The sequence below is a fragment of the Herbaspirillum sp. alder98 genome, assembly GCF_020179755.1.
Classification (GTDB): domain Bacteria; phylum Pseudomonadota; class Gammaproteobacteria; order Burkholderiales; family Burkholderiaceae_D; genus Herbaspirillum.
In genome coordinates this window covers 269,080-285,145 of the sequence record NZ_JAIUCY010000003.1, presented here as the reverse complement: position 1 = coordinate 285,145, position 16,066 = coordinate 269,080, and the positions used below count along the sequence as shown (strand labels likewise).

Annotated in this window: 13 protein-coding genes, 1 tRNA gene and 1 pseudogene; 5 read left to right on the top strand and 10 right to left on the bottom strand. The window is 62.6% G+C overall.

The window, feature by feature from the left end; genetic code table 11:
* Positions 1–4: 4 nt before the first annotated feature.
* Positions 5–1,213, bottom strand: coding sequence for an efflux RND transporter periplasmic adaptor subunit (locus tag LBW87_RS09210; RefSeq protein ID WP_225201148.1), 1,209 nt, complete (start codon positions 1,211–1,213; stop codon positions 5–7).
* A 646-nt stretch (positions 1,214–1,859) separates the two neighbouring features.
* On the opposite strand from LBW87_RS09210, the gene LBW87_RS09205 reads away from it, so the two are divergent.
* Positions 1,860–2,516: a TetR family transcriptional regulator gene (locus LBW87_RS09205; RefSeq protein ID WP_225201147.1), complete on the top strand. Its 657-nt coding sequence runs from the start codon at positions 1,860–1,862 to the stop codon at positions 2,514–2,516.
* On the opposite strand, the gene LBW87_RS09200 is transcribed toward LBW87_RS09205, so the two are convergent.
* The 6 genes from LBW87_RS09200 to LBW87_RS09175 form a co-directional block, all read right to left on the bottom strand.
* On the bottom strand, positions 2,485–3,789 hold the full coding sequence (locus LBW87_RS09200; RefSeq protein ID WP_225201146.1) for a TolC family outer membrane protein: 1,305 nt from the start codon (positions 3,787–3,789) through the stop codon (positions 2,485–2,487). The genes LBW87_RS09205 and LBW87_RS09200 overlap by 32 nt on opposite strands.
* A 150-nt stretch (positions 3,790–3,939) precedes the next feature.
* Positions 3,940–4,263 (bottom strand): rhodanese-like domain-containing protein, encoded by a 324-nt coding sequence (locus LBW87_RS09195; protein WP_225201145.1) that lies wholly within the window; start codon positions 4,261–4,263, stop codon positions 3,940–3,942.
* Positions 4,264–4,273: 10 nt separating this feature from the next.
* A complete protein-coding gene (locus tag LBW87_RS09190; protein ID WP_225201144.1) occupies positions 4,274–4,936 on the bottom strand; it encodes a protein-L-isoaspartate O-methyltransferase family protein in 663 nt (220 codons plus the stop codon).
* Between the two features lie 134 nt (positions 4,937–5,070).
* On the bottom strand, positions 5,071–8,262 hold the full coding sequence (locus tag LBW87_RS09185; RefSeq protein ID WP_225201143.1) for an efflux RND transporter permease subunit: 3,192 nt from the start codon (positions 8,260–8,262) through the stop codon (positions 5,071–5,073).
* Between the two features lie 3 nt (positions 8,263–8,265).
* Entirely contained in the window at positions 8,266–9,453 is a 1,188-nt protein-coding gene (locus LBW87_RS09180) for an efflux RND transporter periplasmic adaptor subunit (RefSeq protein WP_225201142.1), read from the bottom strand.
* 40 nt (positions 9,454–9,493) lie between these two features.
* The gene (locus LBW87_RS09175; RefSeq protein ID WP_225201141.1) at positions 9,494–10,165 is read right to left on the bottom strand and encodes a TetR/AcrR family transcriptional regulator; all 672 of its coding nucleotides are present in this window, start codon (positions 10,163–10,165) and stop codon (positions 9,494–9,496) included.
* Between the two features lie 214 nt (positions 10,166–10,379).
* Here LBW87_RS09175 and LBW87_RS09170 point away from each other — a divergent pair, with 214 nt between their 5' ends.
* Positions 10,380–10,637, top strand: a complete 258-nt coding sequence (locus tag LBW87_RS09170; RefSeq protein ID WP_225201140.1) for a YkgJ family cysteine cluster protein — start codon at positions 10,380–10,382, stop codon at positions 10,635–10,637.
* A gap of 39 nt (positions 10,638–10,676) precedes the next feature.
* On the opposite strand, the pseudogene arsC reads toward LBW87_RS09170, so the two are convergent.
* Positions 10,677–11,027: pseudogene (gene arsC / locus LBW87_RS09165) on the bottom strand (arsenate reductase (glutaredoxin)); the annotation flags it as partial.
* Between the two features lie 196 nt (positions 11,028–11,223).
* Here arsC and LBW87_RS09160 point away from each other — a divergent pair.
* The 3 genes from LBW87_RS09160 to recQ all read left to right on the top strand — a co-directional run bounded on the left by LBW87_RS09160 (position 11,224) and on the right by recQ (position 14,985).
* Entirely contained in the window at positions 11,224–12,078 is an 855-nt protein-coding gene (locus tag LBW87_RS09160; RefSeq protein ID WP_225201138.1) for an undecaprenyl-diphosphate phosphatase, read from the top strand.
* 154 nt (positions 12,079–12,232) lie between these two features.
* Complete coding sequence (locus LBW87_RS09155) at positions 12,233–13,105, top strand: undecaprenyl-diphosphate phosphatase (RefSeq protein WP_225201137.1); 873 nt, start codon at positions 12,233–12,235, stop codon at positions 13,103–13,105.
* 23 nt (positions 13,106–13,128) lie between these two features.
* On the top strand, positions 13,129–14,985 hold the full coding sequence (gene recQ / locus LBW87_RS09150; RefSeq protein WP_225201136.1) for a DNA helicase RecQ: 1,857 nt from the start codon (positions 13,129–13,131) through the stop codon (positions 14,983–14,985).
* 67 nt (positions 14,986–15,052) lie between these two features.
* Here the strand turns inward: recQ and trmB are convergent, their stop codons facing one another.
* The gene (gene trmB, locus LBW87_RS09145; protein ID WP_225201135.1) at positions 15,053–15,772 is read right to left on the bottom strand and encodes a tRNA (guanosine(46)-N7)-methyltransferase TrmB; all 720 of its coding nucleotides are present in this window, start codon (positions 15,770–15,772) and stop codon (positions 15,053–15,055) included.
* A 70-nt stretch (positions 15,773–15,842) separates the two neighbouring features.
* Positions 15,843–15,916, bottom strand: a tRNA-Gly gene (locus tag LBW87_RS09140).
* Between the last annotated feature and the right edge of the window lie 150 nt (positions 15,917–16,066).

Here is a 16,066-nt window from a genome sequence, read left to right as displayed (position 1 = left end):
CCTCTTAGTTAGCTTTCGGTTGGGTGCCACCGGCACCCTGCGGCGCAGCCTGGCCGGCGGCGGCAGCTGTGCCGGCTGGCGTCCACTGCACCGGCTTGACGGTGGCACCCGGCTTGACCTTCTGGATGCCTTCGACGATCACGCGGTCGCCTTCCTTCAAGCCATCGATGATCTGCCATTCGTTGCCACGCGCGGCACCCGTCTTGACCTGACGCGGCGCGACCTTGTTGTCGGCGCCCACCACCATCACGGACGAGCCGTTGAGGTCGCGGCTGACGGCTTGTTGCGGCACCACCAGTGCCTGCTCGTCGATGGCTTGCTCGAGCTTGGTGCGCACATACATGCCTGGCAGCAGCACGCGCTTGGGGTTGGGGAACTCGGCCCGCAGCGACACCGAACCGGTGCTCTCGTCAACCGACATGTCCGAGAACAGCAGCTTGCCCGGCAGCGGATAGGTCTGGCCGTTTTCCAGCACCAGGGTCACGCTGGCCTTGTTCTCGCCCACGCTCTTCAACTGGCCGCTGGCCATCGCCTGCTGCAATTTGAGCAGGTCGGCGCTGGACTGGGTCAGGTTGACGTAGATCGGATCGAGCTGCTGCACCAGCGCCAGCTGGGTCACATCGCTCTGGCCGACCAGTGCGCCTTCGGTGACCAAGGCACGACCGATACGGCCGCTGATGGGCGACGTGACGGTGGCGTAACCCAGGCTGAGCCCGGCGGTTTGCACAGCTGCCTTGCCCGAGGCGACATCGGCTTCGGCCTGCTTCTGGGCGGCGACGGCGTCGTCATATTCCTGCTTGGATACGGCATTGACCTCGACCAGCGGCTTGTAGCGCTGCGCCTTCAGGGTGGCTTGCGTCAGGTTGGCCTGGGCGCGCGCCAGGGTGGCCTGGGCGCTGTCGTACGAAGCCTTGAACTGGGCCGGATCGATCTTGAACAGGACCTGTCCTTCCTTGACGTCGCTGCCTTCCTTGAAGACCCGCTTTTGCACGATACCGGCGACCCGGGCGCGTACTTGGGCCACGCGATAGGCTTCCAGGCGACCTGGCAGCTCATTGGTGATGGCGATTTGTTGCGGGGCCACGGTGACCACCGACACTTCCGTCGGCGGCATGGCGCCGCCTTGGGCCGCTGGTTTTTCGCCGCATGCAACAAGCGCCGCTGCAACAGCGACGGTCATGGAAAGGCGCGTGAAACGACTGACAGAGCTCATAGATATCTCGCACGAAAGTAAAGTGAGGCCGCGCTAGCGGCATTGAAACGAATCCGGTCTTACGATTGATTACGGGTGATGCAAGGCCATCCGCAGTTGCGGCAGCGCTTGGTGAAGCGGATGTTGCAAAGCAAGAAATTCCCGCCTATCTCAAGGAGTGGGCATGGAAATTTTTACGGTGAAGCGACAGCGGGACCTTGAAGCGGATGCTATTATACATACATTCGTGTATGTATGTATTTCTGCAGAACACAGCATTAATTTAGCAAACTTGTCGAATTTGGCGTAGTGAAATATGAGCGATTCCTTGCATTTGGTGTGAAAGGCGGAATGGAGGGGCGCTGAAGTCAGGCAAAGCGAGCAAGTTTTCCTGCTCTTCACGTCGTTTCACCGCTAACCAGAGGGATGTCTGCATCATTGATGAGGTTTTCGGCAGGCTTGGCCCGGCCGAGAAAGCCTCCCGGGGCAGCATGGTACCCACATCAGTATTACTGCATTGTTACGGGAATGCTTTTTGTGCGACGCAGTAAAAATGGCCCGCCAGCGTGTGACGGCCGTGGTTCGATTATTCGGAGTAGTACGATGATTACGTTTTGCAACGCTGTCGTGGTCGGCAACGCCAGATTTACGCTTGGGCGCGGCTGACATGGCACGCTCGACCAAGGAAGAGGCACTTGAAACCCGGGCCCGCATTCTCGATGCGGCCGAGCAGGTGTTCCATGAGCGCGGCGTGTCGCACACGTCGCTGGCTGACGTCGCCAAGGCGGCCGATGTCACGCGCGGCGCCATCTATTGGCATTTCAAGAACAAGGGTGACCTGTTCGATGCCATGTGCGATCGGGTTCGCCTGCCGATGGAAGCGGTGCTGGAAGAAAGCGCCGGCGCCCACGTCATTGACCCGCTGGGCCAGTTCCTGCGCAGCGGCGTCTACGTGTTGACGATGGCAGCCACCGATGAGCGTTGCCGCAAGGTGTTCGACATCATCTTCAACAAGTGTGAATTTGCCGACCATGACGATCCGATCCTGGTGCGTCAGCGTGAGTGTCATGTGGATGGCATGCTGCGCATCGAGCAGATCATCGGCAACGCGATCTCGCGCGGGCAGTTACCGGCGACGCTGGATGTCCGCCAGGCATGCCTGATGATGCATGCCACCTTCAGCGGCCTGCTGACCGACTGGTTCTTTTCGCCGGACAGCTTCGACCTGGTCAAGGATGGCGAACGCATCCTGTCAGCGGCCCAGTACGCCTTGTCGGCGCCGTCGATGCAGCTTACTGAGATGGCGCCGTCAACAGCCGGTTGACCTGCGCCAGGTCGTCTTCCTGCAGCACGCCGGCCGCGGCCTTCAGCTTCAAGCCATTGATCAGCGTGTCGTAGCGCGCCCGGGCCAGGTCGCGCCGGGTTGAATACAGCTGCTGCTGGGCATTGAGCACATCGATGTTGATCCGCACGCCGACCTGATAGCCGAGCTTGTTCGAATCGAGCGAGGACTGGCTAGAGACTTCCGCCGCTTCATAAGCCTTGATCTGCGACAGGCCATTGGCCACCCCCAGAAAAGCCTGGCGCGCGCTCAATACCGCTGTGCGGCGCGCATTGTCCAGATCCGAGCGCGCCTTGTCGGCCAGCGCCACGGCTTCGTCGACCCGGCTGCTGGTGGCGAAGCCGGCGAACAGCGGGATATTCCATTGCACCCCCACCGAATTGCTGTAGCCACGCGCATTGAGATAGGACGAGCGCACGCTGGTCTGGTCGGTAAAGCTGCGCGCCACCTGAAGATCCACCGTCGGCGCATGGCCGGCGCGGTTGCGCTTGATTTCGCTCTGGGCAATCTCGAGCGCCAGCTGCTGCGCCACGACGCTGAAGTTGTCTTGCTGCGCGCTGGCGATCCAGTTGTCGATCCGGGCCGGCTGCGGCGGCGACAGCTTGACGTCGCGGCGCAGTACCGCCAGCGGCGTGGGCGCGTCGCCGATGATCTGCTGCAATTTCGAGAGGGCCACCTCAAGGTCGTTCTGGGCCGAGATTTCCTGGGCGCCGGCCAGGTCGTAGCGCGCCTGGGCTTCGTTGGTGTCGGTGATGGTCGAGGTGCCGATCTCGAAATTGCGCTTGGCCGAGGCCAGTTGTTCGGCGATCGCCACCTTTTGCGCGCCGATGAATGACAGCGCATCCTGCGCCGCCAATACGTCGAAGTAGGCCTGGCCCACCCGCAGGATCAGGTCTTGCCGGGCCTGCGCAAATTGCGCCTCGCTGGAGGCGACCGACAGCTTGCCCTGCTGGTAGGTTTCCCAGTTGGCCAGGCGAAACAGCGGTTGCGTCAGTTGCAGTGCGTAGTTGTTGTTGGTGCTGTCGAAGTTCTGGTCGGAACGGGTGTAGCTGCCACCCACGCCGACCGTCGGCAGCAGGCCCGCACGTCCCTGCACCTCGCGCTCGCGCCCGGCCGTCAGCGCATGGCGGGCGCTGGTGTAGACGGCGTCGTTGGACAGCGCCTGCTGATAGACCTGTAGCAGATCAACGGCGCTGGCCGGGGCATGCAGGGCAATGGCGCTGAGCGCCAGGGCGGCGCTTAAAAAACGGGACATGGGCAAATCTCCGGGGCAGGACGAAGGCGGTGACAACGCGCAAGTCGCCAATAAGCGTATTGCGCAGGATCGGACATCGGACGAAAGAGGCCGGCCATCGGACGATGCGCCGGAAAGGGACGGGGCCGCAAGGCGGCGCCCGTCGACCCGTCAGTAGGTGGGCATGGCCGGGTCAACCTGGGTAGCCCAGGCGTGAACGCCGCCGGTCAGGTTGATGACCTGGGTAAAGCCCTGGCGTTCGAGAAACGCCGCCACCTGCATGCTGCGAGCGCCGTGGTGGCAGATGCACACCACGGTTTGATCTTCATCGAGCTCGGAAAAGCGCCCCGGGATGGTGTTCATCGGGATCAGTTGCGATCCGTCGATGTTGCAGGTCTGATGTTCCCAGGGTTCGCGCACATCCAGCAGCAGAGGGGTAGGGCGGTCTGGATCGGCGATCCAGGCGGCCAGGTCCGGGGCGGTGATGTGCTCCATGCAAATTTTCCTAGAAAGTGAAATGGGACGGCGTGGTCGCCGCGTGCAGTGGTTTGGCCAGCGTGTCGACCACATTGACGGTCTCGAACGTCTGTTCCGATGTGCGCGTGACCAGTTGCAGCTGCATCACCGGATCGTTGCCGATGATGGCCAGCAAGCGGCCACCGACCTTGAGTTGCTTGGCAAACGCATCGGGCAGGAAAGGCAGCGAGCCGGAGATCACGATCACGTCGTATTCAGCGGCCTTGCCGTCGGCAGTCCAGCCCTGGGCGCCATTGCCCAGTTGCACATCGACGTTAGCGACGCCGTAGTCTGCCAAGTTCTGTTCGGCCATGCTCTTCAATTCCGGCGAGATTTCGACCGTTGTAACGTGGCGCGCCTTATGCGCCAGCAGCGCTGCCATATAGCCGGAACCGGCGCCGATCTCGAGCACGTATTCGTGTTTCTTGACGTTGGCTTCCTGCAGGATGCGGGCCTCGATCTTGGGTTCGAGCATCACTTCGCCGCCCGGCAGCGGGATTTCGGTATCGAAGAAGGCCAGGTTGCGATAGGCGCCTGGCACGAATTCTTCCCGCTTGACCACGGTCAGCAGGTCCAGGACGTCCTGTGCCAGCACGTTCCAGGGGCGGATTTGCTGCTCGATCATGTTGAAGCGGGCTTGTTCGATATTCATGGCAGTGGGCTCAATAGCGACGGAAAGCCGCCATTTTAACAAACACAGCCCCGTCAGACAGCTCATGTACGCGGGGAAAAGCGCGGTAGAACGGCCCCATTTGCAGGCTTTCCTTGATGCATGGCAAGATTTTCTCAATCCGCATGGCGTCCGTCATCCGTCGCCTGGCCGGCGCTGAACCATTTGCGCTTGACCCAGGCCCCCATGTCATCGAGGTAGGTATAGACCACCGGCACCACCACCAGCGTGAGCAGGGAGGAGGTGATGATGCCGCCAATCACCGCCTGTCCCATCGGCGCACGCTGCTCGGAACCTTCCGACACGCCAAACGCCAGCGGCACCATGCCGAACACCATCGCCAGGGTCGTCATCAGGATCGGGCGCAGCCGCACATGGGCCGCCTCCAGCAGGGCCGCGCCGCGCTCCATGCCGGCGCGGCGGGCCTGGTTGGCAAAGTCCACCAGCAGAATGGCGTTCTTGGTCACCAGGCCCATCAGCATGATGAAGCCGATGATGGAAAACATGTTCAGCGTGGAGCGGAACATCATCAAGGCCAGGAATACCCCGATCAGCGTCAGCGGCAGCGACGACATGATCGCCATCGGCTGCAGGAAACTCGCGAACTGCGAGGCCAGGATCATGTAGATGAACACGATCGCCAGCGCCAGCGCCCCCACCGCATAGCCGAACGACTCGTTCATGCTCTTGGTCGAGCCGCCGATCTGGTAGCGGTAGCCCGGCGGCCAATGCACGCCATCGAGCATGGCCTTGATCTCGGCGTTGATCTGGCCGGCCGAACGGCCCTGGGCATTGGCCGAGAGCTCGACTTCGCGGTTTAGGTCGCGGCGGTTGATCTGGTTGGCGCCCAGCGCGCTCTTGACCTCGGCCACCTGGCGCAGCGGCACCATGCGCGGCGTGCCATCGCTGTTGGTCAGGGTGCTGGCCAGCATCAGGCGCGACAGGCCGTCGACGGTGTTGCGATCATCCGGTGCCAGGCGCACGTTGACGTCATAGTTCTCGTCATCGGGGGCGCGCCAGCTGCTGGCGGCTTCCCCCGCCAGCAGCGGCGAGAGCGCATTGCCCAGTTGCGCCACGCCGATACCCAGGTCGGAGCCGATGTCGCGCCGGGGCTCGACCGAAATGATCGGTTTTTGCGCCTTCAGGCTCGAGTCCAGGTCGACCACCCCGGAAATCTGTCGCAACTGGCCCTCGACCTGTGCTGACAGGCGCGCCAGTTGTTGCAGGTCGGGCCCCAGCAGGCTGAAGCGTATCTGCTTGTTGTCGCCGCCCACGCCATCCAGCGCGCCCACATGGGTCACGCTGATGCCGGCCACGCGCGCCAGCCGCTCGCGCAGCAGCGGCGCCATCTGGCCGGTGGTCAGCGTGCGCTGGCTGCGGGGTTTGAGGCGCATGAAGACGGTCGCGTAGTTCTTGCCCTGGGCATTGCCGGTGTTGACCGTGCTGTAGATGTCGGTGATCTCGGGGAACTCGCGCAGCACCGCCTCGACCTGATGCACCTTGCTTTCGGTCAGCTCCAGCGATGACCCGACCGGGGTGAAGAAGGTCACGCCGGTCTCGGAGTAATCGGCCTGCGGCACGAATTCAGACCCGATCAGGCCCGAGGCCGGCAGCGCCAGGCCGCCGAAGAAACTGGCGGCGGCAATCGCCAGCGTCATCCGCCGATGTCGCAGCGACCAGCCCAGCAGCAACTGGTAACGCGCCGACAGCCATTGCACGAGGCGGTCGAACTGAAGCAGCACGCGGCCGATGCTGCGGTCGTACCAGCCGGCGCGGCGCCGGTGCTCGCCGTGGGCATCGGGGTCGGGCCAGATCGACGACAGCATCGGGTCCAGCGTGAACGACACGAACATCGAGATCAGCACGGCCGCGGCCACCGTAATGCCGAACTGGTGGAAGAAGCGGCCGATGATGCCGCCCATGAAACCCACCGGCAGGAACACCGCCACGATCGAGAAGGTGGTGGCCAGCACGGCCAGTCCGATCTCCTGCGTGCCTTCAAGGGCGGCGGCCCGATGCGACTTGAACTTGCCATGCACGGTCATGCCGGCATGGCGCACGATGTTTTCGCGCACCACGATGGCGTCGTCGATCAGCAAGCCCACGCACAGCGACAGCGCCATCAGCGTGATCATGTTGATGGTGAAGCCGAACATGTACATGAACAGGAAGGTGCCGATCAGCGCCACCGGCAGCGTCAGTCCGGTGATCACCGTGGAGCGCCATGAATTGAGGAACAGAAACACGATCACGATGGTCAGCACGGCGCCCTCGATCAGGGTCCGGCGTACGTTCTCGACGCCGGTGCGGATCTGCCGCGAGCCATCCTTGACCACCTGCAGCGTCACGCCCGGATACAGTTTCTGCATGCTGGGCTGCAGTTCGGCCATGGCCTTCTTCAAGCCATCGGCGACGTCGATGGTGTTCTGTCCCTGCGCCTTGAGGATATCCAGCGCCAGGGTGCGCTGGCCGTTGTAGAGGGCCAGGGTTTCCTGTTCTTCCTGGCCGTCGACCACGTTGGCGACCTGCGCCAGCGTGACCGGCTGGCCGCCCCGGCGCGCCACGATGATGCGCTTGAAGTCTTCCGGCGCGCGCACCCGGCCCTGCACCTGCACCGTCTGCTCGGCATCGCGGGTGCGGATCGCCCCGGTCGGCAGTTCCTGGTTCTCGTTGCGCACGGCGTCGACGATCTGGTTCACGCCGATGCCCAGCGCTTCCATCTCGGCCGGTTTGACGGTGATGTTGACCTGCCGCTTGACCCCGCCTACCAGCGTGACCGAACCGACCCCGCGCACGTTTTCCAGCCGCTTCTTGATGACCTGGTCGGCGATGGTGGTAAGTTCGCGCAGGGTGCGCGGACGGGCGTCGGCCGCATTGGTGACCGAGATCGAGAAGATCGGCTGGTCGGCGGGATCGAAGCGGGTGATGCGCGGCTCGTCGACTTCCTTGCGGAAGGCGGCGCGTACCAGGGCCACCTTCTCGCGCACGTCCTGCGCCCCCTGCACCGGATCGACCGTCAGGTCGAACTGCACGATCACCACCGACAAGCCTTCGTACGAGTGCGAGATCAGGCTGTCGATGCCGTTGATGGTGTTGACCGATTCCTCGATCTTGCGGGTCACGTCCGACTCGACGTTTTCAGGCGAGGCGCCGGGGTAGGTGGTCTGCACCACCACGATCGGGAAGGTGATATCGGGAAACTGGTCGACCCGCATGCGCTGGTAGGAGAACAGCCCCAGCACCACGAAGGCCAGCATCATCATGGTGGCCAGGACCGGGTTGCCGATCGAGATGCGGGTAAACCACATGGTCTAGCGTCCTTGCGGTTGAGCCGCCGGCCTGCCGGCGGCCGTGGCACTGCGTTGCTGGATGCGGACCTCGGTGCCCTCGCGCAGCAGGCCCAGGTTGGCCCGCACGATCCGGGCCCCGCTGGCGAGACCACTGACGATCTCGACCGCATCGCCATCGGCGCCACGCCCGCGCAAGCCGGTCACTACCTGGCGTCGCGCCAGTACGCCATTTTCGATCGCATATACATAGGCGTTGCCATCTTCGACCTGGATCGCCCCGACCGGCACGCTCAGCACCTGCTCGCGCCGTTCCAGCGTCAGGGTGGCGTCGGCGAACATGCCCGCGCGCAGCACGCCGGTGGGGTTGTCGACCCGCACGTACACCATGATCGAGCGCGATCCCGACTGCGTGGCCGGGTTGATGCGCACTACCGTGCCGCGCACCTGCTGCGGCAAGCCTTCTACCGCCACCAGCACTTCCTGGCCGATGCTTACCTTGAGGATGTCATTGGTCGGTACCGGCGCCTCCAGCTCCATTTGCGACAGGTCGACCACGTCCAGCAACTTGCCGTCGACCGCCACTTTTTCGCCCGGTTGCACATTGCGTGCGCTGACCAGGCCTTTCATCGGCGAGCGCACCACGGTGTCGGCCAGCGCCTTGCGCGAGACTTCCAGCGCGCCGCGTGCGGTGTCGAGATTGGCGCGCGCGATGTCGAACTGGCTGGCGGCGGTGTCGAAGGCATTGCGCGAAATGAAGCCCTTGTCGAGCAACACCTGGTTGTTGTTGCGGGTCTGGGTGGCAATGTCGAGCTGTCCTTGCGACGCCACCAGTGAACCGCGCGCCTGGTCCACCCGAGCCTGGTAATCGATGGGGTCGATGCGCGCCAGCACCTGGCCCGCGGCCACCGCTTCGCCTTCGCGCACCAGCACCTGCTGCACCTCGCCGGCGACGCGCGCCTTGACCGAGACCTGGTTCAAGGCACGCAAGGCGCCCGACAGGGGCAGCACCCGCCGCAATTCTCCGGGTTGCACCTGGACCAGGTCGTCGGCCACGAATTCCATGGCGCTGGGCAGTGCAGCGGCAGTGCGTTCGGCGCTCGGCGCCGGTGCGGCCGCGCGTTTCTTCATCACCACCACGGCGGCGATCAGCAACACCAGTGCCAGCAAGGTCCACCGCACCCAGCGGCGTTTATAAAGGGGAGGCGTCATCGATCAAGTCTCGGTTATTGTGTGCAGACGTCGTCGCACGTTATTTATTGTGTGATTTTTGCGTGTCGTCTCCGGGGCCATGCGATTGGTTCAGGCCATGGATGCAAAGGTCGATCAGGCTGGCCAGGTAGGCTTGCGGATCGATCGGCGAGATCGCGCAGGGGCCGAACGACTGGTCCCACAGCATCAGCATGACCACCGGCGCGATGATCACCTTCTTCATCGACTCGGCATCGACCTGGCGAAACTCGCCGCGGGCCATGCCGTTTTGCAGGATGCGCACCATCATGGCATCGCTGCGCACGATGATTTCTTCGTGATAGAAGCGCGCCAGTTCCGGAAAATTGCCTGATTCGGCCATCATCAGCTTGGTGATCCCGCACAGTCCCGAGTGCGCCACCGCCTCCCACCAGCGCATGATCAACTGCCGCAGCAGTTCGGCGCTGGAGCCCTGGTGGCCATCGACCATGGCCTCGGCCTCGTCCAGCAGGGGCAGCATGTTGCTGCGCACGACCGACTTGAACAGGCTTTCCTTGCTATCGAAATACAGATAGAGCGTGCCCTTGGAGACGCCGGCCCGGGTGGCGACGTCTTCCAGGCGGGTCGCCGCAAAGCCGCGCTCGACGAACAATTGCAGCGCCGCCGCCAGCAATTCTTGCGGACGGTCTTGCTTGCGACGTTCCCAGCGGGGTTCTTTGTGGGCTTCTGACATGAGCTAAGGGTGAAGGCTGCACAGCGGGATTTACCATCGGGCGAGACCACCGAATGCTGGTAAGTTACCCGGGAGTCAGCAATGTAAGTGGCAAATCCGGGGCCGTCAAGGAAGGTGGTCAAGGCGACAGGTAAGCACATGTAAAGGGTAATGGGCGCGGCATGCTGCCGTAGCCGTTTACAATGACGACCTGTTTGAGTTGACCTGCATTGCCATGAATTGCCGTCCCGACTGCGGCGCCTGCTGTACCGCGCCTTCCATTACCAGCCCGATTCCCGGCATGCCGCATGGCAAGCCGGCCGGTATCCCGTGCGTGCAGCTCGATGAAGCCATGCGCTGCCGTATTTTTGGCCGCCCGGAGCGGCCCGGTTTCTGCGCCGGCCTGCAGCCTTCCGAAGAAATGTGCGCAACCAGCCGGCAAACTGCCATGATCTGGCTCGATCAGCTCGAAAAAGCGACCGCGCCTGGGTAAACCAATCGCCTATCAGCCGATTGGCGCATTCCTCCATCAGGGAAACACTTCCGCCAGCCGCTCCTTGGGCCGCGCCAGCAACGTCCCCTTGGGCGTGACCACGATCGGCCGATTGATCAGAATCGGATGTTCCACCATCTTCGCGATCAACTGCGCATCGCTCAGGGAGGGATCATCCAGTCCCAACTCTATATAGATGGCTTCCTTGCTGCGGATCACTTCACGCACAGGGATGCTCATGTCGGCAATCAGCCTGGTCAGCGTTGCCTGGCCCGGCGGGGTCTTGAGGTATTCGATCACGGTCGGTTCGACGCCGGCGTCGCGCAAAGCCTGCAATACATTGCGCGAGGTGCCGCACTTGGGGTTGTGATAGAGGGTGATATCGGACATGGTTTCCTTTCCGGTGCGCGCGATACGGTCGCAAACGCATTTTATGGCGCAAAAACCGACATCTTAATGGCTAACCGGTAGAATGCCGTTTTGTTGCGGTGCACCTTTATGCGGTGCTGCGGTCAAAGAGCCGGTTTTTACGATTCAGTCGCATTATTCTCCTATCCACCCTCCAAAAGAAGCCAACTAGCCACGTATGGACACCATCCTCGCGCTCAAGGCGCTCATCATGGGCATCGTCGAAGGCCTGACGGAATTCCTTCCCATCTCTTCCACCGGTCACCTGATCCTGACGGGCAGCCTGCTCGAATTTTCCGGTCCTTCTTTCCCGAAGGAAAAAGTCGACGTCTTCGAAATCGTCATCCAGGCCGGCGCCATTCTTGCGGTTTGCTGGGAATATCGCGCCCGCATCGCCAGCGTGCTGGCCGGGCTCTTTACCGAGCGGAAGGCGCAACGCCTGGTGATCAACCTGATCATCGCTTTCCTGCCGGCCGCCATTCTCGGATTCCTGTTCAGTCGCAGCATCAAGGAGCAACTGTTCAACCCGGTCTCGGTGGCGATCGCCTTCATCGTGGGCGGCCTGGTGATCCTGTGGGTCGAGCGGCGTAACAAGGACCGCATGAGCATGGCCTCGGCCCGTATCGAGACGGTCGACGACATGACCCCGCTGGATGCGCTCAAGGTCGGCCTGGCCCAGGCGTTTGCGCTGATCCCCGGCACCAGCCGTTCGGGCGCCACCATCATCGGCGGCATGATGTTCGGCCTGTCGCGCAAGGCGGCGACCGAATTCTCGTTCTTCCTGGCCATCCCGACCCTGTTCGCGGCGACCATCTATTCGCTCTACAAGGACCGGGCCCTGCTCAGCGTCGCCGATGTGCCGTTGTTTACGGTGGGTACCGTAGCGGCCTTCGTGTCGGCCTTCCTGTGCGTGCGCTGGCTGCTGCGTTACATCAGCTCCCACGATTTCACGATTTTCGCGTGGTACCGCATCGTCTTCGGCTTCGTCGTGCTGATCACGGCCTACAGTGGCCTGGTGGTCTGGGCCGAGTAAGTTCGCGGCCTGATGGCGCGACCGGAGCCTGAACCGGTCGCGCCGTTTCTCTTCTGCAGTCCTGCTATAGTGTCGCTCCTGTTGTTCCGGCCGGGCGCCTCGATGCCCCCGGCGTCATCATTCCACCGCCAAATTCCAGACCCAAGAGTTTCCCATGGCCAATGTCTGCAGCGCCGGCCTCGATATCGGCTTCGCTTCGCTCAGCTATCTGCAAATCGGTTTCCTCGGCATCGTCCAGGGCATCACCGAACTGCTGCCCATCTCCTCCACGGCGCACATGCGCATCGTCCCGGCCCTGCTTGGCTGGCACGATCCCGGCTCGGCCTTCTCGGCGGCCATGCAGATGGCCGCACTGGCCGCCGTGATCAGTTATTTCAGGCGTGATGTTGTGGCCGTTACCGGCGGCAGCGTGGCCGCCTGGCGTCGACGCGACTTCAACGATCCGATGTTTCGCCTGGCCGTGGCCATCGTCCTGGCCACCATTCCCATCTGCATTGCCGGGCTGGCCTTGTCGCATGTGCTCAATGCCTGTGGCTCGCCGCTGCGCAGCCTGTCGGTGATCGGGTGGTCGTGCATCGCCATGGCGCTGCTGCTGGGCGTGGCCGAAGTGGCCTGCCGCCATCGCCGCAGTGTCGAACAGATGCGCCTGCGCGACGCGCTCATCGTCGGCGTGGCGCAGGTGGGGGCCTTGATCCCCGGCGTATCGCGCTCCGGCTCCACGTTGACCGCGGCGTTGTTCCTCAATTTCAAGCGCGAAGAAGCGGCCCGCTTTTCGTTCCTGCTGGGGTTGCCGGCGATTGCGCTGGCCGGCCTGAAAGAGCTGGTCGAATTGTGGCATGCGCATATTCCGCTGCAAGCCTGGGGCATTTTGCTGTTCGGGCTGCTGGTGGCCAGCGTGTCGGCGTTTGCCGCCATCTGGGGGCTGATGAAGTTCCTCGAGCGCTTTTCCACCTGGCCGTTCATCGTCTATCGCGCAGCGCTCGGCGTATTCCTGCTGGCGGCCGTCAGCCACGGCTGGCTGCAATAGACTTACCTACTGAATCAGATTCCATGGTCGATTTCGATACCCTGCCTGCCGATACCCCGTTACCGCAACGTGCGCTGCATGTGCTGGAGACGGTATTCGGTTATTCGTCGTTCCGCGGTCAACAGGGCGAGATCGTGCGCCACGTGGCCAGCGGTGGCGATGCGCTGGTGTTGATGCCGACCGGCGGCGGCAAGTCGCTGTGTTATCAGGTGCCTTCCCTGCTGCGCGACGGCGTCGGGGTGGTGGTGTCGCCGCTGATCGCCCTGATGCAGGACCAGGTCGATGCCCTCGACGAAGTCGGTGTGCGCGCCGCCTTTCTCAATTCCAGCCAGAGTTTCGACGAAGCGATGCAGATCGAGCGGCGCTTGCGCCAGGGCGATCTCGACGTGCTCTATGTCGCGCCCGAGCGCTTGATGACGCAGCGCTGCCTGGATCTGCTCGACTCGATCAAGATCGGCCTGTTCGCCATCGACGAAGCGCATTGCGTCTCGCAATGGGGGCATGATTTCCGTCCCGAGTACATCAAGCTGTCGATCCTGCACGAGCGTTTTCCGCAGGTGCCGCGCATTGCGCTGACCGCCACCGCCGACGCCCAGACCCGCGCCGAGATCGTCCATCGCCTGCAACTCGAACAGGCGCAGCAATTCGTCTCGTCGTTCGATCGTCCCAACATCCGTTACCAGATCGTCGAAAAAGGCAACGGTCGCAAACAGCTGCTCGACTTCATCAAGAGCGAGCATGCCGAAGATGCGGGCATCGTCTATTGCCTGTCGCGCAAGAAGGTCGACGAGACGGCCGAGTTCCTGCGTAGCGAGGGCATCAATGCGCTGGCCTACCACGCCGGCATGGACGCCCAGGCGCGCAGCACCAACCAGTCGCGCTTCCTGCGTGAAGACAGGATCGTGATGGTGGCCACTGTTGCCTTCGGCATGGGCATCGACAAGCCCGACGTGCGTTTCGTCTGCCACCTCGACCTGCCCAAGAGCATCGAAGGCTACTACCAGGAGACCGGACGCGGCGGACGCGATGGCCTGCCGGCCAATGCCTGGATGGCGTATGGCCTGCAGGACGTGGTGCAGCAGCGGCGCATGATCGAAGAGTCCGAAGCCGACGAAGACTTCAAGCGGGTGCTGCGCACCAAGCTCGACGCCATGCTCGGGCTGTGCGAGACGATGCATTGCCGGCGCGTGCTGATCCTCAATTATTTTGGCCAGGAAGCGACGCCCTGTGGCAACTGCGACATCTGCCAGTCGCCCCCGGTCTCGTTCGACGCCACCGTCCAGGTGCAGAAACTATTGTCGACGGTATATCGCGTCGAGCAGCGTTTTGCCTCCGGTCACGTGCTGGACGTATTGCGCGGCATCGATGGCGATCGCGTCAAGCAGTGGCGCCACGACCAGTTGTCGGTCTTCGGTATCGGCAGCGATGTGGGCGAAGCCGAATGGCGCGCATTGTTGCGCCAGGTGATCGCCATCGGCTTGCTTACGGTCGACCACGAGAACTACAGTTCGCTCAAGCTGACCGATGCCGCGCGTCCGGTGTTGCGCGGCGAGCAGAAGATCCAGTTGCGGCAGTACCAGAAACCGGTCAAGCCCAAGCGCAGCAGCACGCAGCGCTCCGGCTTCGTCGAGACCGACCTCACGCCGCAAGAACAGGCGCTGTTCGACAAGCTGCGCTGGTGGCGGGTCGAGACTGCGCGCGAACACAACGTGCCGGCCTACGTCATCTTCCACGACGCCACCATGCGCGAGATCGCCAAGGCGCGCCCGGGGTCGATCGACGACCTGCGCCACGTCACCGGTGTCGGCGAGAAAAAGCTCGAGACCTATGGCGCCCAACTGATTGCGTTGATTGCGGCGTTTTCGCAAGAGCAGGGTTGAACGTAAAAACGGCCTGTCATCACTGACAAGCCGTTATCAAACAATAACAAAATCGACGCAGCTGCCGTCAGGCGATCTTCTCGAACACCAGATCCCATACTCCATGCCCCAGCCGCAGGCCACGGTTCTCGAACTTGGTGGTCGGGCGGTAGTCCGGGCGGGGCGCATAACCGGAAGCATCGGTAGACGTATTCTTCAAGGTCGGCTCGGCGCTCAGCACCTCCAGCATCTGGATCGCATATTCTTCCCAGTCGGTGGCGCAGTGCAGGTAACCGCCTGGCGCCAGGCGTGAGCTGAGCAATTGCACCAGCGGTCCCTGGATCAGGCGGCGCTTGTTATGACGCGCCTTGTGCCACGGATCGGGGAAGAACACATGCACGCCGGCCAATGTGTTCGGCGCGATCATGTGGTTGAGCACTTCCACGGCATCGTGCTGGATGATGCGCACGTTGGCAAGGTTGCCTTCATCGATCAGCTTCAGGTAACTGCCCACGCCTGGGGTATGCACTTCGACGCCGATGAAGTTCTTCTCTGGCATCAGCGCCGAGATCTTGGCACTGGTTTCGCCCATGCCGAAGCCGATCTCCAGCACGGTGGGTGCGGCACGACCGAAGGCGGCATCGATGTCCAGCGTTTGCTTGGCATAAGGCAGGGCGAACCTGGGGCCGAGCTCTTCGAGCGCGCGTTCTTGCGCATTGGAAACGCGGCCGGTGCGGGTAACGAAACTACGGATGCGGCGTTCGGTGGGATCGTAGAACAGCGGCTTGCCGGATTTGTTTTCTGACATGAATGACTCGTGAATCGAAGAGCGCGGCGAGGACCGTCGCACTGGGTACAGGGGTTGGCAGCGTGCAATCTGGAGCGGGTGAAGGGAATCGAACCCTCGTCGTAAGCTTGGGAAGCTTCTGCTCTACCATTGAGCTACACCCGCGAAGAACGGCATTTTACGCGGGATTTGAGGTGTTTTGTGAAGTTGAGGGGTGTTCAGTGTGATGGATTCTGTAGTGGCCGATTGCTTCAAGCTGTTATCGCGGCTGGAGAAACCTATATCGAATGGAACGAAGTTCAGAACATTGACGAT